The organism is Archangium sp. (assembly GCF_036277355.1).
Taxonomy (GTDB): domain Bacteria; phylum Myxococcota; class Myxococcia; order Myxococcales; family Myxococcaceae; genus Archangium.
In genome coordinates this window covers 1-20143 of sequence record NZ_DASUNC010000164.1, presented here as the reverse complement: position 1 = coordinate 20143, position 20143 = coordinate 1, and the positions used below count along the sequence as shown (strand labels likewise).

The 20143-nt window shown below is 68.8% G+C and carries 20 protein-coding genes and 1 pseudogene; 7 read left to right on the top strand and 14 right to left on the bottom strand.

Annotated features, from left to right (window positions below; genetic code table 11):
- The 3 genes from VFZ09_RS40545 to VFZ09_RS40535 all read left to right on the top strand — a co-directional run.
- The coding region (locus VFZ09_RS40545) for a HEAT repeat domain-containing protein (protein ID WP_329733153.1) at positions 1-681 on the top strand (681 nt) is incomplete at its 5' end.
- Between the two features lie 3 nt (positions 682-684).
- Entirely contained in the window at positions 685-1818 is a 1134-nt protein-coding gene (locus VFZ09_RS40540; protein ID WP_329733152.1) for a HEAT repeat domain-containing protein, read from the top strand.
- A gap of 114 nt (positions 1819-1932) precedes the next feature.
- Positions 1933-2862: a DUF6929 family protein gene (locus VFZ09_RS40535; RefSeq protein WP_329733151.1), complete on the top strand. Its 930-nt coding sequence runs from the start codon at positions 1933-1935 to the stop codon at positions 2860-2862.
- Here the strand turns inward: VFZ09_RS40535 and VFZ09_RS40530 are convergent.
- The 5 genes from VFZ09_RS40530 to VFZ09_RS40510 all read right to left on the bottom strand — a co-directional run bounded on the left by VFZ09_RS40530 (position 2859) and on the right by VFZ09_RS40510 (position 5627).
- A complete protein-coding gene (locus tag VFZ09_RS40530; protein ID WP_329733150.1) occupies positions 2859-3197 on the bottom strand; it encodes an antibiotic biosynthesis monooxygenase family protein in 339 nt (112 codons plus the stop codon). The genes VFZ09_RS40535 and VFZ09_RS40530 overlap by 4 nt on opposite strands.
- Before the next feature lie 39 nt (positions 3198-3236).
- Complete coding sequence (locus tag VFZ09_RS40525) at positions 3237-3746, bottom strand: MarR family transcriptional regulator (RefSeq protein ID WP_329733149.1); 510 nt, start codon at positions 3744-3746, stop codon at positions 3237-3239.
- Positions 3747-3855: 109 nt separating this feature from the next.
- On the bottom strand, positions 3856-4791 hold the full coding sequence (locus VFZ09_RS40520) for a tetratricopeptide repeat protein (protein ID WP_329733148.1): 936 nt from the start codon (positions 4789-4791) through the stop codon (positions 3856-3858).
- On the bottom strand, positions 4791-5048 hold the full coding sequence (locus VFZ09_RS40515) for a hypothetical protein (protein ID WP_329733147.1): 258 nt from the start codon (positions 5046-5048) through the stop codon (positions 4791-4793). Before VFZ09_RS40515 ends, VFZ09_RS40520 begins: the two co-directional genes overlap by 1 nt.
- 363 nt (positions 5049-5411) lie before the next feature.
- The gene (locus tag VFZ09_RS40510) at positions 5412-5627 is read right to left on the bottom strand and encodes a hypothetical protein (protein ID WP_329733146.1); all 216 of its coding nucleotides are present in this window, start codon (positions 5625-5627) and stop codon (positions 5412-5414) included.
- A 36-nt stretch (positions 5628-5663) separates the two neighbouring features.
- On the opposite strand from VFZ09_RS40510, the gene VFZ09_RS40505 reads away from it, so the two are divergent.
- The gene (locus tag VFZ09_RS40505) at positions 5664-6404 is read left to right on the top strand and encodes an AAA family ATPase (protein WP_329733145.1); all 741 of its coding nucleotides are present in this window, start codon (positions 5664-5666) and stop codon (positions 6402-6404) included.
- Entirely contained in the window at positions 6404-7264 is an 861-nt protein-coding gene (locus VFZ09_RS40500; RefSeq protein ID WP_329733144.1) for a hypothetical protein, read from the top strand. Before VFZ09_RS40505 ends, VFZ09_RS40500 begins: the two co-directional genes overlap by 1 nt.
- A gap of 21 nt (positions 7265-7285) precedes the next feature.
- Here the strand turns inward: VFZ09_RS40500 and VFZ09_RS40495 are convergent, their stop codons facing one another.
- From VFZ09_RS40495 to lspA (VFZ09_RS40470), 6 genes are all read right to left on the bottom strand, one after another.
- Positions 7286-7654 carry a hypothetical protein gene (locus tag VFZ09_RS40495; protein ID WP_329733143.1) on the bottom strand — a complete coding sequence of 123 codons (369 nt, stop codon included), beginning with the start codon at positions 7652-7654 and terminating at the stop codon, positions 7286-7288.
- 172 nt (positions 7655-7826) lie between these two features.
- Positions 7827-8336, bottom strand: coding sequence for a KdsC family phosphatase (locus VFZ09_RS40490; RefSeq protein ID WP_329733142.1), 510 nt, complete (start codon positions 8334-8336; stop codon positions 7827-7829).
- 11 nt (positions 8337-8347) lie between these two features.
- Positions 8348-9394, bottom strand: coding sequence for an MXAN_5187 C-terminal domain-containing protein (locus VFZ09_RS40485; protein WP_329733141.1), 1047 nt, complete (start codon positions 9392-9394; stop codon positions 8348-8350).
- A 41-nt stretch (positions 9395-9435) separates the two neighbouring features.
- Positions 9436-10752, bottom strand: coding sequence for a prolipoprotein diacylglyceryl transferase (locus VFZ09_RS40480; protein ID WP_329733140.1), 1317 nt, complete (start codon positions 10750-10752; stop codon positions 9436-9438).
- Positions 10753-10862: 110 nt separating this feature from the next.
- The gene (lspA, locus tag VFZ09_RS40475; protein ID WP_329733139.1) at positions 10863-11495 is read right to left on the bottom strand and encodes a signal peptidase II; all 633 of its coding nucleotides are present in this window, start codon (positions 11493-11495) and stop codon (positions 10863-10865) included.
- Positions 11496-11504: 9 nt separating this feature from the next.
- The gene (gene lspA, locus VFZ09_RS40470) at positions 11505-12122 is read right to left on the bottom strand and encodes a signal peptidase II (RefSeq protein WP_329733138.1); all 618 of its coding nucleotides are present in this window, start codon (positions 12120-12122) and stop codon (positions 11505-11507) included.
- Between the two features lie 134 nt (positions 12123-12256).
- On the opposite strand from lspA (VFZ09_RS40470), the gene VFZ09_RS40465 reads away from it, so the two are divergent.
- Positions 12257-12610, top strand: a complete 354-nt coding sequence (locus VFZ09_RS40465) for a hypothetical protein (RefSeq protein WP_329733137.1) — start codon at positions 12257-12259, stop codon at positions 12608-12610.
- Positions 12607-13359, top strand: a complete 753-nt coding sequence (locus tag VFZ09_RS40460) for a Mut7-C RNAse domain-containing protein (RefSeq protein ID WP_329733136.1) — start codon at positions 12607-12609, stop codon at positions 13357-13359. The genes VFZ09_RS40465 and VFZ09_RS40460 overlap by 4 nt, the downstream gene beginning before the upstream one ends.
- Before the next feature lie 15 nt (positions 13360-13374).
- On the opposite strand, the gene VFZ09_RS40455 is transcribed toward VFZ09_RS40460, so the two are convergent.
- The 3 genes and pseudogenes from VFZ09_RS40455 to VFZ09_RS40445 all read right to left on the bottom strand — a co-directional run.
- A complete protein-coding gene (locus VFZ09_RS40455) occupies positions 13375-15450 on the bottom strand; it encodes a hypothetical protein (protein ID WP_329733135.1) in 2076 nt (691 codons plus the stop codon).
- Positions 15447-19901, bottom strand: a complete 4455-nt coding sequence (locus tag VFZ09_RS40450; protein ID WP_329733134.1) for a M15 family metallopeptidase — start codon at positions 19899-19901, stop codon at positions 15447-15449. Before VFZ09_RS40450 ends, VFZ09_RS40455 begins: the two co-directional genes overlap by 4 nt.
- Positions 19898-20143: pseudogene (locus tag VFZ09_RS40445) on the bottom strand (hypothetical protein); the annotation flags it as partial. The gene VFZ09_RS40450 and the pseudogene VFZ09_RS40445, both read right to left, overlap by 4 nt.

The following is a 20143-nucleotide window of genomic DNA, read 5'->3' as shown; positions in this document are numbered from 1 at the left end:
GTGGACAGGCTGGCCTCCATGGCCGAGAGCCACCAGGACCCCGGCCACCAGGCCAACGCCCTCATGGCCCTGGAGACGCAGCACCGCTTCGAGCCGGCCATGCTGGAGCGCCTCACCACGCTGGCCAAGAAGGACACGCTCGTCACGGGCGTGGCCATGCACACGGTGCGCTCCATCGGCCGGGTGATGGACAACGACTTCCAGCGCACCGGCCGCTTCGACCCGTACATGGGCAAGCTGCTGGAGGTGGCGCTCGACTCCACCGAGCCGGACATGCGCGGCCTGGCCATCGAGATGGGCACCTACCCGGACGCCCGCATCGAGGGGCAGTCCCTGCAGCAGCTGGCGAAGCTCCAGCGCGAGGACCCGGACCCGGACGTGCGCGAGATGGCCGCGCTGGTGATGTCCTCGGGGCGGGACACGCAGGCGGTGCTCGAGGCCTTCGGCGAGTCCTTCCCCCAGGAGAAGAACGAGTGCGTGCGCTGGGCCATCGTCCGCTACGCGGTGCGGGCCGCGGGGGCGCGGGCGCTGCCGCTGCTGAAGGACTTCGCGCGGCAGGACGCGCGCTTCCGGCAGGACTACGCCGACTTCAAGGCGCTGTATGACGGGGGGCAGGTGGACTTCGACCGGGTGTTCCCCGGCAAGGCCAACCACCACCGCTGCGAGGCCCCGGAGGGGTAGGCGATGAGCACGGGAGCGAACAAGAAGTGGGTGGGTGTTGGCGCGGGGCTGATCGCCGTGCTCGCGGGGCTGATGGTGTGGCTCTCGGGCAGGGGGAACGCGCCCTCCGGTGAGCCGCGGGCTCCCGTGGCCTCGGACGGCGCGAGCGCGGGTGGCGGACAGAAGGCTCCGGCCACGCCAGCCCCGGCCCCCGTGGCAAAGGGCCCCCCGCCCCAGGACATGCTGCGGGCGGTGCCGTGCGAGCTGGACTCCCTGGTGGAGGAGTACCGCCAGGGCAAGGGCTCGCCGGCGTGGCGCCGCTACGTGATGGAGCAGCTGCGCGGCATCCTGGAGAACCTGCCCCCCGAGCAGCTGTGGGCGAAGGTGGAGGCGGAGCAGGACCCGGAGGTGCTGGAGGCGCTGACGGCGCTCTGGGTGATGCGCTTCAACCTGACGGGGAACCGGGAGGTGCTGGAGCGGGTGCTGGACAAGGCGGGGCGCGAAACGGACCCGGGGCGCAAGGCGGTGATGGTGCGAGCGCTGCGGGCCTCGGACGAGCCGGCGAGCGAGGTGCTGGCGAAGGCGGAGTCCACGCGGCAGGCGTACCGGCAGTGGGTGAAGGACCCGGCGCCCGAGGTGCGCGAGGCGGTGGTGGGCAACCTGACGGACGAGGCCGCGCGCAACTTCGGACGCTTCCAGGGCGTGGCGGAGCAGGCGGTGGCGCTCGCGTCGGAGGCGAGCGATCCGAAGACGGCGGCGGGGCTGCTGAGCGCATCCTCCATCGAGGCGGCGCGGACCCCGGCGGTGGACTCCGTGCGGCAGCTGCTCGAGAAGTCCGAGCACCCCGAAGTCCGGGCCGCGGCGGCGAAGGCGCTGGGCACGGTGCAGGTGGGCGAGACCGGGCGGACGATGAAGGCGCTGACGGAGCGCTTCGCCACGGAGGGCTCGCGCGAAGTGCGCGGCGCCATCCTGGAGAGCATCTCGCGGCTGGGCCTGTCGGGCGCGGTGCCGGTGCTTCAGAAGCTCAAGGGCGTGGACCCGGCGATGGATGGGGAGATCGACACCTGGCTCACGCTGCTGGCCTCGCAGCCGCAGACGTGGAACCTGCTGCTGCGCGACAAGCAGGCGCTGGAGCACGGCTGGGGCCAGAAGGGCTGAGCCCCCCCCCACCAGCGAGACACCGGACCCAGGAGCGGACACAGGACCGGTGAGAAGTCCCCTCTCCCCCTGGGAGGGGGTTAGGGTGAGGGTGTCGCCAACCCGAGGAACCGCATGCTCCGCCTCACCCAGCGCCGGAAACTGACCCTGCAGGCACCCGAGACGGCCGGGGGCCATGCCCACGTATCGGCCGCGAGCGGCCTGGTGCGCGCGGGCCAGTGGCTGCACGTCGTCGCGGACGACTCGCTCTTCCTGGCCACCTTCCCGCTGGAGGGCGAGGCCCCCGGTGCATTCCAGCGCCTGTTGCCGGGCGAGCTGCCGCTGGAGCCCCGGAGCCGCAAGGCCCAGAAGCCCGACATGGAGGCGCTCTGCCTCGTGCAGGGCCTGCAGGGTGCGCCACATGGAGCGCTGCTGGCGGTGCCCTCGGGGAGCACGGCGGTGAGGCAGAAGGGAGCCCTCATCCCGCTCGCGGCGGACGGGAGCGTGGGCGGCCCGGTGCGCGAGGTGGACTTCACCCGCCTGTACGCGCAGCTCGCGCGGGAGCTGGGTCCGCTCAACGTGGAGGGGGCGGCGGTGTCGGGCGCGCGCCTGCGCCTGCTCAACCGGGGCAACGGGGACGAGGGCAAGGACGCGGTGGTGGACCTGGACGCGGGCCGCGTGGTGCGAGCACTGGAGGCGGGCGCGCCGCTGGAGGCGGACGTGGTGCGCATCGTGCGGCGCTGGGAGCTGGGCCGGGCGGGCACCGTGCGCCTGTCCTTCACGGACGCGGCGCCGCTGCCGGATGGCCGCATCGTCTTCACCGCCGCCGCCGAGGACACCCGGGACGCCTACGCGGATGGCGCGGTGATGGGCTCGGCGGTGGGCGTGCTGGCGCCGGATGGCACGCCGATGTTCCTCGATGGCGTGGACGCGAAGGTGAAGCTGGAGGGCGTGGACGCGCGAGTGGAGGGTGGCCGCATCCACCTGCTGCTCGTGGCGGACGCGGATGACCCCACGCAGGCCGCGCCCCTCTTCGAGACGGTGCTGGAGGGCGTGCGCGCCTAGGCACGCGCGTGCGTGGAGGCCACCTCGTACAGGTGCGGCTCGTACTGCTCCACCAGCGCCGCCGCGGCCCGCATGTGCACCTGGGCCTTCGGATTGCGCAGCATGGCCTCGAAGTGCTCGCGGCTCGCCCACTGCGCGTAGTTGGTCACCCGGGTGCCATCCAGGCTCCGGTGGAGGTTCGCCGAGATGAACCCCGGCAGGTGCCGCATCACCTCCTCCGTCGCCTCCTCCAACAGCTTCACCAGCTCCGCCTGCCGCTCGGGCGCCACGGTGAAGACGTTGATGAGGGTGCACACCCCATTGCCCGGAACGATGCGCGTCGTGATTGCTTCCATGTGATTAGCCTCCTAACTACTCGGTCAAAAAAAAGAGCCTCAGGGGTCCCGGACATGGGGGATGCCGGCGGCCACCTTCGTGAGCAGGGCCGTGAGTTGCTGGCGCTCCGCGGCGGACAGGCCGCTCATCAAGGCGGCGGTGCGGCGGTAGTGGTCCGGGAGGATGCCCTCCAACCGCTGACGCCCCTTGGCGGACACGCGCACCACCGACATGCGCCCGTCCTCGGCATGCGCCCGGCGCAGGATGAGCCCCTCCTTCTCCAGCCCGTCCAGCAGCCCCGTCATCGTCGCGCGCGTGACGCCCGTGCGCTCGGCCAGCTCGGCGGGACGCAGGCCCTCCTCCTCCCGCTGCAGCTGCATGAGGACGATGAAGCGCGCCTGGGACAGCCCGTGCCGCGCGAAGTGCGCCCCATAGGCCGCCTCCACGTCGTCCGAAATCCGCAGCAGCGTCAGACACGCCTCCACGGCCGACGCGTCCGACTCCGGATAGCGCCTCGCATCCCGCTGGAGGGTCTCGTACTCCGGGAGGTTCTTCAGTTCGAGCGCCATCTCGTTAGGAGCCTAACGACCTGGGCACGCGGATGCAACGGAAAGGCGGGGAGACAGCCCCTCACCCCGGCCCTCTCCCAGGGGGAGAGGGAGGAAGGGAGGGCGAGTGTCAGTCGCCGTGGTCGCGTTCATCGGCCGAGCCGCCGACGGCCTCGATGGAGTTGCGCGGGGGCGGGCGGTTGCGCTCGAAGGCCGTGGTGCGCGAGCCGACCTCTTCCGGCGTCGTCGCGGCGATGCGGCGCCGGGCGCGGGCGATGGCGTCCTGCACGGTGGCCGGCTCCGGGTGCGTCTTCAGGGCCTGCACCCACGTCTCGATGGCCTTCTCGTAGTCACCGGCCTCGGCCTTGAGCTTGCCCATCTCGAAGACGGCGTGGGGGGCGAGCTCCGAGTCCGGGAAGCGGGTGATGAGGTCCGCGTACGTGCGCGAGGCCTCCTGGCGGAAGCGCGGAATCTCGGGTGCGCCGGGCTCGGCCTTGAGCGCCTGCATGTGCAGCGCCTGGGCCTGCAGGTAGATGGCATCGTCCACGAAGGCGCTGGTGGCGAAGCGCTCGACGAGCTTGCGCGACTCGAGCACGCACTGCTGGTAGTCCTGCAGCTCGAAGTACAGCTTGGCCACCTGGTAGTGCAGCTCGGCGCTCTGGGGCGGGTTGCGGGCCAGGGCGGCGGTGAGTTGATCAATGGCGCCGCGCGGGTCGCGGTAGTGCACGCGCAGCAGCTCGGCGAGCACCACGCGGCCCTCGAGGGCCTCGGGAGACTCGGGGCACTGGTTGATGAGCTCCTTGTAGACGCTCACGGCCTCCTTCACCTTGCGCAGCTCGAGCCAGTAGACGTCGGCGGCGCCCTTGAGGGCGCGGGCCTTGAGCACCTGGGCCTGGGCGGACTCGTCCATGCGCAGGGAGTCGAGCGCCTTGCGGTACTCGACGAGGGCCTCATCGGGACGCTTCTCGAAGATGGCGTCGCGGGCGCGCTGCATGTGGTCGGTGGCGCCATCCCGGGAGCAACCCGGGGCAAGCGCGAGGGCGAGGGCGAGCATCACGCGCCGCATCAGCAGGTCTCCGGGGCAATGGTGACACACCGGGTCTCGAGGCAGCGGATGCAGGCCACGTCACCACCGGCGTCGTCGACACACAGGGAAATACGGGAGGAGCGGGGACAGTCCTCGGCGGCGATGCAGCGGAAGACGTCGCCCTGGGCATCCAGGACCGGAGTGGGCTCCTGGACGCACGCCTCGGGCGGAGGGATACCGCAGCCGGCGAGCCCGGCCACGACAGCAAGGACGAGTGCTCCAATCCGGGTTCTCACGAGGCGGGAGTTCTACCCGGAATTGACGCCCTCGTCACGGAAGCCGGCGCCCGCCCGGCCGCCCCCCAGGGTTCCGAGCACCTCCCCATCCCCCTCTCCCTCCGGGAGAGGGCCGGGGTGAGGGTATATCGGGCCCCGGGTTGCACCCGTGTACGAGACCCGCGTCCAGAGTGCGGAGCCGTGGCTATATCCGTGGTAGCACGTCCGCGTGACCGGAGAGACGAGGGTGTCCGGATGCCGCTGAGACTTACAGTCAGGAACTACCGAGCCCTCCGAAGGACAGATTGGGCGCCACAAGGAGTCTGCACCCTCGTGGGTCCCAACGGCGCCGGGAAGAGCACACTGCTGGATGTGCCCCAGCTGCTACGCCATACCCTTGAGCACGGTTTGATGCGCGCACTGGACCACAGAGGAGGCGTTGCCAACCTGGCGAACTTCGACACCGGGCCCAGCGGAGTCATCGATCTTCATGTCGAACGCAACAACATCAGTTGGACTATCGGCATCAAGAGCAGCGAGTTCCGCTCCGGTGGAAGCTACGCTGAGGAACTCATTGAAGGTCGGAGATTGCTTGGCCAACGCGGAGTCACCTCGGTCCAATTCAACAAGACATCAATGCCCGCAGACGAGCGAAGTCTGCTCCGCCTGGCTGCGGACAACCCGGACACTGCGGCAAGAGTTCAACCACTGCTCTCGCTTCTCCAAGGCTACCGCTGCTACGCGGACTACCACCTCGCCCACATCCGGGAGAACGGCTCCCCGCTCTCCTCGGAGAAGGCGCTGGACGTCCATGGGCGCAACGTCTTCTCCGTCCTGCGCAACTGGCGGGACACGCGCGCCGACCGCGTCCGCATCAACTTCGTCATGGAGAGCCTGCGAACCCTCTTCCCGGACAACTTCTCGGACCTGGACTTCGAAACCGCCGGAACGACGGTCGCCGCACGTGTCGTAGCCCCGAGGCCCGACACCACCTATCCCATCACCTTCGCGGCCAATGGCCTGCTCGTCGCGCTGCTGCACCTGTGCGCGGTGGCCTCTGTCCCCGAAGGCGGCATGGTCGCTCTCGATGAAGTGGAGAACGCGCTCCATCCCTTCGCCATCAAGCGGCTCATCGAGGCGTTCCGTACCTGGTCGGCCCAGACGAAGAGCACCGTGCTGCTCGCCACGCACTCGCCCGTCGTGCTCGACCAGTTCCGTGACTGCCCCGAGCAGGTCTATGTAATGGAGCCGTCCCAGAAGACCAACCCGGTTCCCCTGAACCAGTTCCGCGACCCCGAGTACCTCTCCCACTTCTCACTGGGAGACCTCTACGCGCACCTCGAGTTCGGCGCCCCTGGGGAGCCCGAGCCCTCCTGATGAAGAAGGTCGTCCTCATCACCACGGGCGAGTGCGAACGAGCCGGGCTGGTGCCCTCGCTCCGGCGGTACTTCCCCTCCGCCGAGTTCACATCCCCCATCATCCGCGACTCCTTCACCAGCGCACGCCTGAAGCTCGTTCCCCGGACGGGGGGAACCCGCCCGAGCCAGGTGGACAGGCTCGCGGCGGCCATGGTCGCCGCCACGGACCCGGGACGGACCGGAGAGCGCCCCGACCTCGTCATCGCCGTGGATGACGTGGAGCTGCCGAACCTCGACCAGGTGGACGTGGTCGTCGGCCAGCTGCGCGAGGCCGTGAAGCACCATCTCGAGACCTACGCATGGCCCAGTGCCAGGCGTCAGGAGCAGGTCGTCCAGCGCCTGCGCGAGCACTGCTCCTTCCACCTGCTCTGCCCCATGGTGGAAGCCTACTTCTACGGCGAGCCCGGCGCGCTCACCCGTGCGGGTGCACAGCGCCCTTCCACCGTGGATGCCCGAGCCCTCGACGTCGAGGACTTCATCACCCACGAGCCGCCGTTCCTCGAAGTGCCGGACAAGGCGAAGTACTGGGCCACGCCCGACCGCCAGCGCCACCCCAAACGGTATCTCCAGTACCTCTGCGACCCGGAAGGGGACGAGCAGAACCCCAACCCCCACCGCTACCGGGAGACCCACGGCGGAGTGAAGGCCCTGCGCGAGCTCGACTGGTCCGGTGCCCTGTCCCAGGAGTCCCACGCCCGGCTCGCGCGCTCACTGTTCGCGGACCTCTCCGAGGCCCTCGAGGTGGACAACCCGTTTCCCGGGACGTGTCACCCCGAGACCTCGAGCCCTGGCGCCGAGGCGGTGCTGCGCAACCTCTGAACCCGGGTGCCGGGTTGCCGCTCAACGGCTCCCGGTCATCACCGCGGCGTTCACGGCGGCCATGCGGCGGCGCTTGTGCAGCTGGCGCGCCTTGGCCTCCTGCTTCTCGTAGTGCTCGGCCATGGCCATGAGGTGCGAATCCGCCACGCGGCACTGGATGGCCGACACCTGCTCGTGCCGCCGCTCCAACTCCTGCCACAGGTGCATCTTGGACTGGTTGCCCAGCAGCCGCGTCTCCACCGCGTCGAGCGCCGCGTCCATCTGCTTGTCCTCGGCCTCCAGCTGCGCCAGCCGCGCCTCCGCGTCCTCGGGAGGCCCCACGCAACCGCTCGCCAGGCACAGCGCCATCGCCGCCACCCCGAGCCCCCAGCGCCGTGTCCGACCCGCCATCGCCCACCTCGAAGTCCGGTGCGTTTGCCTGCCCGCGAGCGCCCGGCAGGGCCTCTCGCGTGGCGGAAACTAGGGAGCCCTCCTCCAGGGGACAACCTCCCCCCGGGACGGATGGATCTCCCCGGCATGTAACGGATTCCAACAGCCGACGCTTACCCCGTCCTCCAGGGCGCTACGGCGCCTGCCGGTGACGAAGAATGAACTCACACACCTCACGCGCCGCGCCGAAGCCCGCCGGCCGCTGCGCCACATAGTGCACTTGCGAACGCACCTCGTCCGGGGCCTCGGGCGGCGCCGCCGAGAAACCCACCGCCTTGAGCAGCGGCAGGTCCACCGTCTCGTCGCCCATGTACCCACACCGGTCCGCCGTCACCTTCAACAGCTCCAGCAGCTTCTCGAAGTGCGCCACCTTGTCCTGGCTGCCGAAGTGCACGTGCTTGAGGCCCAGCGACTGCATCCGCATCTGCGCGGACAGGCTGTCGCCGCCGGAGATGGCCGCCACCTCCAGCCCCGCCTCCTGCAGCCGCTTGATGCCCATGCCGTCGCGCACGCTGTACATCTGCGTCCAGCCCGAGTTGGGCACCCAGAAGATGCGGCCATCGGTGAGCGTGCCGTCGATGTCGAAAATCATCACCGACAGGCGGCTCACCCGCTCCTTGAGCGACTCGAGGTTCTGGTTCATCCGCGCTCGCCCTACTTGGGAACGGCCTTGAGGACGGCCTTGCCATCCTTGATGACGACCTTGAACTCCACCGACCTGGCGTTGTGCTGCTTCATCAGCTCGGGCACCTGCTTGCGCAGCGTGGCGGCGATGGAGTCGTAGTTCATCTTGGAGGTGTCCTCCTTGTTCTGACGCTTGGCGGCGACGTAGGCGTCATAGACGGACTTGAGCTTGTCGTCGGAGAGCCCACCGCCGCTGGCCGCCACGGGAGGACGCGCCCCCGCGGGTTTGGCGGCGGGACGGGCCGCCACGGGCGGGACCGCGGGAGCCACGCGCGGCACGGCGGGCGCCACGGGAGGCACCACCGGAGCCACGCGCGGCGCCACCGGGGCCACGGAGGGAATGGACGGAATCGCGGTGCCCCGGGCCGGCGTGCCCGCCACGGGCGCCACGGGCGGGACGAGCGGCGCCACCGAGGGCACCAGCGGCGCCACCGACGGCACGCCACCCCGGAAGGGCACCGGTTCCACGGGCGGGACGAGCGGCGCGATGGACGGCACCTTGGAGGGCTTCACCTCCTCGACATCGAAATCCTCGTCCGGCAGCTCGATGGCGCCCAGCGTCTTGGGCCTGTCGGAGCCCGCCTGCTTCTGCGTGCGGCGCTTCACCTTGGCCACGTCCCGCTTGTAGGTGCCGTTCTCGATTTCCTGCAGCGTGCGCTGCCACAGCCGCTCGTACGTGGCGAACTTGGTGGCGATGGCCTGCACGCGGAACTTGGCCGCGGTGTTGCGGATGAAGCTCGTCTTCAGCCGCTCCAGCCGCTTCTTGAGGTCCTCGTACGCCCGCGTCGGCGGCAGGCGCTCGTTCCCCATGAAGTAGAACTCGTAGGCCACCTTGAGGGCGGCGATGTCGGCCTCGATGGCGTCACACTCCTGGAACGCCACCTCACTGCCCGACATCGTGGGCATCCCGGACTTGGTGTCACCACTGGTCGCGGCCAGCTTGGCGGACGACTTCGCCGAGGTTCCGGCCTTCAAGGCCTGGTTCTTCGTGGACGACTTCGAGGACTCGTACGCCATGGGTTCCTAGAGTGTCCTCAAGACGGGACCGGGGATCAACCTCAGGCAGGGCTCGGTGTCGGGCCGACGCCAGCCGCCTCGCTTGCCCGGCGGATCCGCCGGTACAGCAAAGTCGCACCAAAGGTGAACATGCACAGGGAGATGAACTGGCTGGTGGAGATGTTGAACCAGGCCTCCAGGGGCACCGAGTCGGCCAGGCGGGAGGCGCCCAGGGACTCGAGCAGGCCGTGCAGGGTGCCGCGCTCGGTGTCGCCGCGGAACAGCTCCACCGTGGTGCGCAGCACCGCGTAGCACATCAGCCACATGGCGAAAATCTGGCCGTGGAAGCGCCGGTAGCGCCGGGCGAAGAGCAGCGCCAGGAAGAGCACGAGCTGGCCCACGGACTCGAAAATCTGGGTGGGGTAGATGGGCAGCGTGGTGCCGTGCTGCGCCACCCAGTCGGAGATGCGCACCGCGCCGGGGGCCATGTGGTGCAGAATCTCCCCGGTGGCCTCCACCACGTAGCGCGAGTCCTGCGACTGGGACTGGAAGGCGAGGCTGGAGGTGCCGCCGAGCCGCCCGAAGAGGTCCTTGGCCAGCCCCGCGCCGGGGAAGTGGACGGCGAAGCGCGCGCCCGCGTGGGTGACGTCCCCCCAGCAGCAGCCGGCGGAGAAGCACCCCAGGCGACCCAGGCACTGGCCCAGCGACACGGTGGGGATGGCCAGGTCCGCCAGCCGCATGAACTCCATGCGGTGCTGCTTGGCGAAGAGCATGGACGCCAGCGCGGCGCCGATGAGGCCGCCGTAGAACACGAGCCCGCCGCCCAGGGAGAACACCTGCGTCCAGTCGCGCGCGTAGTCCTTCCAGTTGACGAGGACGAAGAGGACGCGGCTGCCCACCAGGCCCCCCACCAGCGCGTAGAAGCCGAAGTCCATCATGGCCTCCTGCTTGCGCGGACCCTCGGTGTCCACCCACTGGCCACCGCCCTGGGCGTCCGGCACCCACGTGGGCTTGCGCCACTCCTCGCGTGCCAGCCGCGCCGCCACCGTCAGGGCCGTCATGAAGCCGGTGGCCAGCAGCACACCATAGGTGTGGATGGGGATGCCCTCGCCCTTGCCACCGGGGATGGCGGACGCGGGCAGCGCATAGCGCAGGCCGAACCACGCCAGGGCCGCGGCGAAGGCGCCATAGCCGAGCGCGCGCTGCAGGCGCTCACTGGAGGTGGGCGGCTCGGGCGTCTCCCCGGGGGACTTGGGGGTGCCCTCGGCGCCGCGCCAGCCGTTGGAGGCGATGTAGCCCACGACGCCGAGCGCCAGGGCATACAGGACGAGCTGGGACCAGAGGGAGGTGAAGGTGAAGTGGACGAGGACGGGAAGCATGGCAGGAGCCTCGGGGTCGCGAGGCCGCGCAGGTTACCCGTTCACGGCGCCGCGGGGGTGGGGAGTGGCGGCCCCCGCTCGGGACCGCCCGCTGGGGGAGCGGCCGGCCGTCAGGAGCGGGCCGTGGCCGACTTGTCCTGCTTGGGCGTCTCCTTGTCGGGCGTCTCCTTGCGCACGAAGGCGTCCACCAGGAGCAGGCCCACGCCCACGACGATGGCCGAGTCGGCCACGTTGAAGGACGGCCAGGCGGCCTTGTCGTACCAATGGGCCTCGAGGAAATCGATGACGAAGGCCCGGGCGATGCGGTCGATGTAGTTGCCGATGGCCCCGCCCAGCACCAGCGGCAGGCCCCACAGGGCCCAGCGCTCCTGGGGATCCTTCCCGCTCAGCTTGCTGAAGTACCAGGTGATGAGCACCACCGCGCCGATGCTCACCACGTGGAAGAGCAGGCCGCGCGTGGCGGGCGGAAGGCTCCGGAACAGGCCCCAGGCCGCGCCCGGGTTCTCCGCGTAGCGCAGGCGGAAGAAGGACTCGGAGACCTCGATGTAGCGCTTGGAGCGGTAGTGCAGCCCATCGAAGCCCTGGGGCGGCGGCTCGCCGTACATGGCCGACAGACGCTCGCCCACCGTGGGCCGGTCATCGAAGCGCGTGGTGAGCTCGCGCACGACGAGGTACTTCGTCCACTGGTCGAGGACGATGACGCCGAGCGCCACCGTCAGCAGGAGGATGTATTTGCGGGGCACGGGAGGCGTTTATACCACCTGCCCCCCGGGCGTCACGGTTTCCACGGGCTTGCGCTCGAGGAAGGAGTCCAGCAGGAGCAGACCCACACCGACGCAGATGGCGGCATCGGCCACGTTGAAGGTGGGCCAGCGCATGCCGGGCTGGTTGCGCCAGTGCCAGTCGATGAAGTCGATGACGTAGCCGCGCAGGAGCCGGTCCACGAAGTTGCCCAGCGCACCACCCGCCACGAGCGCCAGGGCCCAGCGCACCCGCCGCTGGTCCGGGGTGAGGCGCACGTACATGAAGCCGATGAAGCCGAGCGCCACCAGGCTGACGAGGTGGAAGAAGGGCCGGCGCACGGACTCGGGCAGGGTGCCGAAGAGGCCCCAGGCGGCGCCCGGGTTCTCCACGTAGCGGAAGTGCCAGTAGTCCTCGATGAAGCGGTAGGGCGTCAGACGCCGGTACTTGCCCGGCTCGGGCGGGCTGTTGTCCAGGTTCTGCTCGGAGACGAAGCCCGTCACCCGCGCGAAGCCGGTGCGCCCCTCGAGCGCCTCCGTGAGGTGGGCCACGGCCAGGTACTTGGTCACCTGGTCGGCGGCGAGGGTGGCGAGACCCACGAGGATCAGGACACGGAAGCGGTGCATCATGGGACCCTCAGGTCTACCCTGGTGCAGGGAGCCTGACAACACGCGCGGGAAAGCAGCCAGGCGGGCGTCGGGTTGACTCGCTGGAAGCCTCGAAGTGGGGCATGGTGGGGACGATGGAGACTGTTCAGCCACCCGTGACGCCGAATCCGAACGAGACTCCCAACGCCCCGGCCGTGGCCCAGGCGAAACCGAAGCTCATGGAGCGCCTGCAGGCCTTCATCATGCGCTACGGCCCGCTGGCCCTGGTGGTGCACTACGCCATCTTCGGCCTGTGCCTGGTGGGCTTCATGCTGCTCATCGACGCGGGCTTCAAGGTGGAGGGCGCCGTGGGGGCCGCGAGCACCTTCACCGGCGCGTACCTCGCCTGCCAGGTCATCAAGATTCCGCGCTTCGCCATCACGTTCGCGCTCACGCCGGTGCTCGACAGGCTCATCCGGCGCCTGCGCAACAAGGGTCCCAACCCGGCCGACCCGCCCGCCGGGCCATGACGCGGCTCCAGGTCCGTTTCCACGGCGCGCTCAATGACTTCCTCGCGCCCGAGCGGCGGGGGGTGGAGTTCGCGCATACCGTCCAGGGCACCCCCTCGGTGAAGGATGTCATCGAGTCGCTCGGCCCGCCCCACCCCGAGGTGGACGTGGTGCTGGTGGACGGAGAGGCGGTGGACTTCTCGCACCGGGTGGGGGACGGGCAGCGGGTGGCCGTCTACCCGGCGTTCACGTCCATCGATGTGACACCGCTGGTGCGCGTGGGGCCCCCTGCCCTGCCCGAGCCGCGCTTCCTGTTGGACGTGGGGCTGGGCCGGCTCGCGGGCCTGCTGAGGATGCTCGGCTTCGACACGCTGTGGCGCAACGACTACGCGGATGACGTGCTCGCCCGGCTGTCGCGCGAGGAGCGGCGCATCCTGCTCACGCGGGACCTGGGCGTGCTCAAGCGCTCCGAGGTGATTCACGGGTACTTCCCGCGCGAGACGGACCCCTCCCAGCAGTTGGTGGAGGTGGTGCGGCGCTTCCAGCTCACCGCGCACATGCGGCCCTTCTCGCGGTGCATCCCGTGCAATGGCGCGCTCTCGGGGGCCTCGCCCGAGGAGGTGCGCGGCCGCGTGCCCGAGAACGTGCACGCCACGTTCACCCGCTTCCAGCAGTGCCCCGACTGCAAGCGGGTGTTCTGGGCGGGCTCGCACCACGACCGCATGCAGGTCATCATCGACAAGCTGCGCGAGTTGGAGCAGCACCCGTAGGCGCGGCGTGTACGCCTACGTCTTCTTGGCCTCGACGGTGGCGGCGTACAGGAAGAGCGCCTTGCGCCAGGCATTGCGGTTCTCGGGCGTGCCCGAGGTGTGACAGTTCTCGGCGGCCACGGCCCAGTTCCGAGCCCTGGCGGCCTTGGTGAGACTGTCGAACAGGAAGTCCTTGCCCGGCTTGTTCGGCCTTCCCGGGAACTTGCCCGTCCCCACGTTGTAGACGATGTCGAGCAGCCCGCGGCGGGCGGCGCGGGGATAGCTGTGGAAGTCGGGGAAGTGGTTCACGAGGTGGGGGAGGAACTCGTTGTCGAGCCGCTTCTTGGCGAGCGCGCGGATGGTCTGGTCGGTGAGCGCGATGGTGGGCCTCAGCGCGTAATCCGTGGCCCGCATGGCCTTGGGCAGCTTCTGGACCTCATCGAAGGCCTTCGCGATCTCCGCCTCCGTTGCCGGCTTGCCGGTATCCATGTTCTGGAAGGGCAGACCCTTGGCCGCCATCACGTCGTCGGGGCCGTTCTTCTCCAGGCGGCTGAGCATGTTGCCCGCCCCCACCGTCACATGGCCCTCGGTATCCCGGTACATGTACGGGACGACGCCTTCCCAGGCGATGATGTCGAGCCACATCTCCTCGAAGGTGATGACCGACTTCTGATCTCCCGCGTCGACCGGCGGTGCCGGGTTCGTGGTGAGCCCCGAGTTGCGCCGCTTCGGCTTCGGGGGCCGCGGCATCAGCGAGACGCCCTCCCGCGAGCAGATCCAATCGGCATCCGGATCCCAGGACAGCCCCTGCCCCTTGAAGGCGGAGAACGTGTCCTCGTCGAAGTCCAGGTAGGCCGCCATCGGGCCCGGCTTTCCGTCGCGCGCCGCGGCCGGGAACGAGAGGATGGCGAAGGCCTGCGGCTCGGCTTCGGGGATGAGGCAGAGGGACTCCTGGGAAGCCGTGGCCACCAGGGGCGGCGCGGGCTCGGCGGGGGCCAGCGGATCCGCCGTCCAGGGCAGGTGCCGGTCTCCCAGGTAGGCCTCGAAGACGCCGTCGTCATCCAGGGCGATCTGGATCCGCGAGGCGCGGTAGTCCGGAGGCTGCGCCCCGGCGGCGGCCGCGGGTTCCACCAACGCCACGTCGAGCATGAGATGGGCGCGCGGGGCCACACCCGTGATCTTCCCGCTCACCTCCCAGGTCCCATGCCAGGTCCTGTCGTATTCGATCTTGAACTCCTCGAGCTTGGGCTTCGGGAGCCGGATGAAGTCCCGCTGCTCGAGCAGCAGCGTCTGGGGACCCCCCGCCCGGCTCGCCCCCCAGAGCTGCCAGCCGAACTCGTAGCTTCCGGCTTCCTCCTCGCCCACGTCCGCGAGCTGCTCACAGGAGTCACCCGTGAAGCCGATGGCCCACGACTGGTCGCCCGACCACAGGCTGCCTGCGTCCCACCGGTGGGAGAAGGCGCTCCGGGGCACCGTGGCCGAGATCTCCGTCGCGCCGTCATCCACCTCGATGACGCGCAGCTCGAGCTCCGCCTTCTTGAAGGTCCACCCGAAGTCGGGCGAGAAGGTCACGAGCGCCCCCAGGAGCATCTGCTCCGGCTTGGGCACCTTCGTCTTGATGGCACAGGTGTTGTTGAAGCGGAGGGACGGAGGGAAGGTGGCCGTCTCGGCGTGGGGAAAGTCCGGCGTGAGGGAGAAGCCCACCAGCCCCTCGCCCACCAGACGCTGGGCCACCACGTCGATGACGGGAGTCTTGCCCGCGACCTCGACATGGAACCGCCCATCCGGCGCCACCTTCATCACCGCGCCATCCACGGGGTACGAGGCTGTCTTCTCCCCACTCGTCACCAGCCAGGTGAGCGCACACGCCACGTCTCCGGGCTTGAAGTTCTTGCCCTTGCCCCGGATGGGGACGTCGATGAGCAGCTCGCCCGGGGCGGCGATGTTCCTCGTGGTCGCGGCATCCATCGGGTCGAACGTGATGGCGGTCCGGGGGACGAGCACGAAGGAGATGGAGTTGCGGTAGCCCGCGCTCAAGCGGGTCGACTCGGTCTCCCGGATGGCGCTCGGAACCGGAGCGGCGGTCTGTCCTGCGCTGCCCTGTGTGCTCATTTGACAAGTCCCAGCTCCGTGGAGGTGACCTCAGGGGTGGACGCCGCCTGGACGGCGATGCCGTGAATCATGAGCGGGTCGCCTTCCCGGGCCACCCGGGGGCGCCAGGTGAAGCGGAAGGGACCCTGGTCCTTCTTGAGCGCGGCCTTGGGAAGGGTGGCCTCGAAGAGCCCCGTCTCCGTACAGCGCCCGAAGTGCGCGCGGGCCGAGACCGTGTAGCGGATGGAGCCGGTGATGACCGCGTCCTCCTGCCACAGCGCCTCCGGCTGCTCACTGGCGCCGTCCGCGGACGGGTCTTCGGTGAGGACGGAGACTCCCTGTCCCACGCTCGCCCGGACCATCCGCTCACAGACAATCTGGAGGTCGACATCGGTGGGGACGAAGCGGGCCTTGCCCACGAACCGGAGCTCCGACTTCCGCGGCTCCAGCGTGAGCTCATCGAGGCCCGGTTTGACCTCGACCTTCCAGCTCACCGGGGGCGGAGGCGTCGCCACCTTCTGGGGCTGGGTGATGCTGGCGGAGAACTCGAGCGTCGCGCCCCAGCGGCCCGGGACGACCTCGTTCTTCTTGATGAGCTCCCAATCCGCCCTGACCACGGAGCCCACGATGGCGCTCTTCGACTCGGCCCCTCCGGTGAGCTTGAGCGTGGGGCCGGCCGCGGCCCATTGACGGGCATCGCCATGGAGGCGCACCTCCGTGATGAGCTTGCCCCGGCCCATCTTGATGACCTGGTCACCGAACTCGAACCGGCTCACGGGGGGCAATTCCTTGTCCGCGGCGAGCTCGAGGAAGTCATTGCCACAGGCGGCCTTGATGTCCTCCGCCGAGGCTTCGATGAGATTCGCCTCGCCCTCCACGGCCGGCTTGCCGGCCAGCAGCGTGTGCCCGCCGTTGGGCGCGATGAAGTGGGGACGGACGTGGAGGCTGTCCCCCTCCTGGGTGAGCGCTTGCGCGACGAGCCGCCCCAACGCGGGCCCTGGATCGAATTCGAGGTTGAGAGGACCGGAGTCCGGCTTCGCCGCGTAGGTGATCCGGATCGCCGGCTCGTCCTGCGCCCGCACTACCTGGAGGTCGGGCTGGTCGGAGAGTCGCGGCAGCCTGTCCACGATGGCCTGGAGATCCTCGGCTTTATTCGAGACGGGAATGACGAGCAGTTCGACACCGGAGTCCTCGAGCCGCATCACCGTCAGGGGAATGTCCTTCTCCGTGCGGCTCCTGGGCCGGCAGACCTCCCGCAGTTCCTGGAGCCGACGCACCAGGGGAACCGCCAGGACGAATTCCGTCGCGGCACCCATGAAGACCGGACCCAGACGCTTGTGGCTCACGAACTCCTGGAAGGAGAAGTTAGGCGTGACCTTGGGATTGCTCTTCGCCTTCTCCACCCCCACGATGAACTCACCCTTGAACCGGAGCCCTCCCTCCACCCGTTGCTCAGGAGGTCTCTGCGCGGTGACGGGGATCGCCAGCTTGCTGAAGACCCTCGCCTCGGGCTCACCCTTCTTGGGCACCCGCCAGTACTCGAACACGATGTAGCCAGCGAGCGCGGCAGGCCAGTTCGCGCTGACGATGAAGCTGCCCATGACGAGGGTCCGGAGCTTGCCGCTGGGATCGGGCTTGCCAGTGCCAAGCGCGAAGGTCTGCCCGGAGGACTCGGGCTTGGACATCTCGAACACCGTCGTCCCGGTCTTCACGGGCTCGAAGCGCTGGTCGGCCCCGTTGGTGGCGTACAGCTCCCACTGTCCCCAGAAGGAGAAACGGAAGCGCCCCAGGGCAACTCCTTCGGTATAGGGCGTGCGGCACACCCGCATCGGCCCTTGTGACGGGCCGCCGCCATCTCGCGCGCGCACCCAGAAGGACACATCGGTCGCGTCCGCGCCGTCGGTCGTGCCGTAGCCGTGCTGCACCAGCACGGGAAGCATCTCCATTCCAACCAGCGGCCGCGGATCCTTGTAGAGCACGCCCAGGAAAGGCGGCTGTTGGGTACTCTCGTCGCGCTTGAGTGTACCCGGCGGCCATGCCTTCTTGAGTGCAATGGCCCCCTTCTCGATCAAGAGGTCGGTGAGCCACAGCGCCGTAACCGGGTGCATGGTGATGATCTTCGCGTCATCTGGCAGCAGATGACCGTCCGCCCCGAAGAGACTCTTGCTCGCGTCCGGTCCCAGCACCGGGACCTCACCGAACTTGTCCTCAGCCGTCTTCGGACGGGACCACCAACACAGCGGCAGGAGCTGCTTCTTCACCTCCTCGAAGGCATTGTCCTCATCCGGCAGGTCGATGTGCCCCGCGTTCTTGCGAGCCTCGAGCTGCTCGCTCAAGCCCTTCGGCGTCCACTCATTCAGGTGATCGAGCACGAGGTTGCGCCAGCGCTGGGCCACGGCCTTCTCGAAGAGGGCCTCTCGGCTCTCGAGCCGCTTCGGACGCACCTCCTCCGCCTTCACCACCAGGGGCTGATCCAGGAAGAAGTGCTCCGACCAGAGCACGATCTCATCCGCCTCCGCGGGTACGGTCAGGGTGACCTTGCCCTGGTTCGGGGTGAGCGTGAGGCGCTGTCCCCGCCGAGGCTCCGGGAGCGGTACCCCCGCCTTCTGGTAGGTGACTTCGAGGACGCAGGACCCACTCCCCGGCTCGCCCTTGTACTCGTGCGGATTCGAGAGCTCGAGGTCGAAGGGATAGGTGAACGGTGGCGTCTGGGCCCCCCCGGACGACCCGCCCGCCGGAAAGAACGTCTTGCCGTCGTTGAAGTGCCTCCGCAGCGGCGTACCGTACCTGTCGCTGAGCAGGTCGTTGACGAGCTCGACTCCGGTCTGCCCGAGGACGCTCTGGACCTCGTTGGTGCCATCCGGCGTGCTTGGTGAAGGCATCTCCAGGAAGTTGTCCGGCCGGTGCTCCTGGACCTGCTTGAACAGGCTCTTCAACCTCCCAGACTTCTCCAGGAGGAACTCGAGCCCCCCTGTCCCTCCCGAAAGGGAGAACAGCTCCCAATGCAGGTACCTGGGTGGCTGGGCGGTGACCGGATGGCCCTGGGTGACGAAGCCGATCGTCTCTCCCGCGGCCACGGGGAAGATCGGCCGGTCGAAGGTGACGATGGAGCCTTCCTTGAAGGCCTGGATGGCTTCCTCGACGTCCTGGGGGCTCGGCTTGCCCAGGGCCACGATGCGCTCGCCGCTCCTGGCGGGCAGGGGCTGCTCGCGGCCCTGGACCTTGAAGGAGGCCGCCTCGGGCTCCACCTTTTCCTGGGCCCAGAAGGTCTTGCCAACATCCGCGCTGCTCGGCTCCAGGTTCACCACCCCGCCGAACTGCATCTTCAAGAAGGACGCGAGCCAGGGGGCCTTCTCGAACTCCTCGTTCGCCCTGTCCCACTTCGGGGACGCCAGGTGCATGTACAGGCTGTAGAGCGGATGGACCTGCTCGGACTCCTTGCCCTCCTCGATGGCCGCCAACTCGTGGCGGATCAGCACGAAGCCCAGGTGACGGCCCTCGGTGGCCTCCCGGAGGAACGCATTGTCTCCGCCCGTCCCCGGCGCCATGAGCCGCGCGGCCACAATGTACCCGGGCATGGCCGCCTGGACCGGCACCAGGGTCTTGGGCGAGTCCGGCTCCAGATGCACGCCCCCATGCAGGTTCTGCTGCTGTCCCAGCGGGAAGTAGCCCCCCTTGCCGCTCTCGTTGAGGAAGAAGTACTTGAGCGGCGACTCGCGCTTCTGCTCCGCGTTGAAGGGGAAGAACACCTGCGGTGGCTCCTCGTCGGGGAGCCCAGCCACGGTGGCGCGCAGGTACTCGAAGTGCATGTAGTCGTGGTAGTAGCCGCCCCAGTGGAACCCGAAGCTCGCCATGATCTCCACGATTCTTCGTGGCATGTCGAAACGCCTGGTCGCGTCGAACGGGTTCGTCTGGTCATTCAGGTCGATGGCGTTGCCCCAGGAATGATTGGAGAGCAGCTCCTTCTTGGGCCTGTGGCCCTTCTTCCACGGAACGAGCTCATCGAACGACTGATTCTTGAGATCGTGCCTGGCACACTCGACGTTCCAGTTCCCCATGAAGCCAGGCTGCTTGCGCAGCTCGGCGTATTCAGGGCGGTTCACGAGCACGGCCTTGACTTGGTCGTTCAGCTTGTAACGGAAATAGTGGCCGCCGACCGCATGCAGTACATAGGGCAGATTGGCTGCCTTGATCTTCTCGAACGCCGCCGCGAAGAGAGGCGCCAGCTTGCGGTTGACGTCGATCTTCCGAACCTGGTTCTTCTGTGGCCCGAAGCCCACCAACTCCACGGGAACGATGTGGTTGGCGCAGAAGCTCTCGAGAAGGGGGTTACCGAAGACCTTGGAGATCTTCTCGAACGAGTTGCCGCCCTCGAATTCGTCCTTGGTCTTCGGAGCACCGTAGTTGGACTCGCGCCTGACCTCGTCCTTGGTGGTGCACAGGCGAGTCGGCTCCTGATAGCCGTAGCTCATGGAGCCTTCACCTTGGCGAACTTGCCCTTGCTCCACTTGAGCACCGACGTGCGCTCCCCGGTACCGGCGATGGTGTGGACGATCTCGGGCACGCCGTCATTGTCGATGTCCTGGACGCTCATCAACTCGGTCTCCGGCCCTCCGTCATGCCCCGCGTCGATGGAGTGGAGCCGCTTCTTCTTGGCAACGTCGTAGACGCGCAGACGGACCTGCGTGCCCTGGGCCGGCGCCGAATAGGAGTG

Bases quoted from the DNA above. Each gene is read 5' to 3' on its own strand.
- VFZ09_RS40540 (WP_329733152.1), top strand. From the start codon at position 685: ATGAGCACGGGAGCGAACAAGAAGTGGGTGGGTGTTGGCGCGGGGCTG.
- VFZ09_RS40535 (WP_329733151.1), top strand. From the start codon at position 1,933: ATGCTCCGCCTCACCCAGCGCCGGAAACTGACCCTGCAGGCACCCGAG.
- VFZ09_RS40530 (WP_329733150.1), bottom strand. From the start codon at position 3,197: ATGGAAGCAATCACGACGCGCATCGTTCCGGGCAATGGGGTGTGCACC.
- VFZ09_RS40525 (WP_329733149.1), bottom strand. From the start codon at position 3,746: ATGGCGCTCGAACTGAAGAACCTCCCGGAGTACGAGACCCTCCAGCGG.
- VFZ09_RS40520 (WP_329733148.1), bottom strand. From the start codon at position 4,791: ATGCGGCGCGTGATGCTCGCCCTCGCCCTCGCGCTTGCCCCGGGTTGC.
- VFZ09_RS40505 (WP_329733145.1), top strand. From the start codon at position 5,664: ATGCCCGCAGACGAGCGAAGTCTGCTCCGCCTGGCTGCGGACAACCCG.
- VFZ09_RS40500 (WP_329733144.1), top strand. From the start codon at position 6,404: ATGAAGAAGGTCGTCCTCATCACCACGGGCGAGTGCGAACGAGCCGGG.
- VFZ09_RS40495 (WP_329733143.1), bottom strand. From the start codon at position 7,654: ATGGCGGGTCGGACACGGCGCTGGGGGCTCGGGGTGGCGGCGATGGCG.
- VFZ09_RS40490 (WP_329733142.1), bottom strand. From the start codon at position 8,336: ATGAACCAGAACCTCGAGTCGCTCAAGGAGCGGGTGAGCCGCCTGTCG.
- VFZ09_RS40485 (WP_329733141.1), bottom strand. From the start codon at position 9,394: ATGGCGTACGAGTCCTCGAAGTCGTCCACGAAGAACCAGGCCTTGAAG.
- VFZ09_RS40480 (WP_329733140.1), bottom strand. From the start codon at position 10,752: ATGCTTCCCGTCCTCGTCCACTTCACCTTCACCTCCCTCTGGTCCCAG.
- lspA (WP_329733138.1), bottom strand. From the start codon at position 12,122: ATGATGCACCGCTTCCGTGTCCTGATCCTCGTGGGTCTCGCCACCCTC.
- VFZ09_RS40460 (WP_329733136.1), top strand. From the start codon at position 12,607: ATGACGCGGCTCCAGGTCCGTTTCCACGGCGCGCTCAATGACTTCCTC.
- VFZ09_RS40455 (WP_329733135.1), bottom strand. From the start codon at position 15,450: ATGAGCACACAGGGCAGCGCAGGACAGACCGCCGCTCCGGTTCCGAGC.
- VFZ09_RS40450 (WP_329733134.1), bottom strand. From the start codon at position 19,901: ATGAGCTACGGCTATCAGGAGCCGACTCGCCTGTGCACCACCAAGGAC.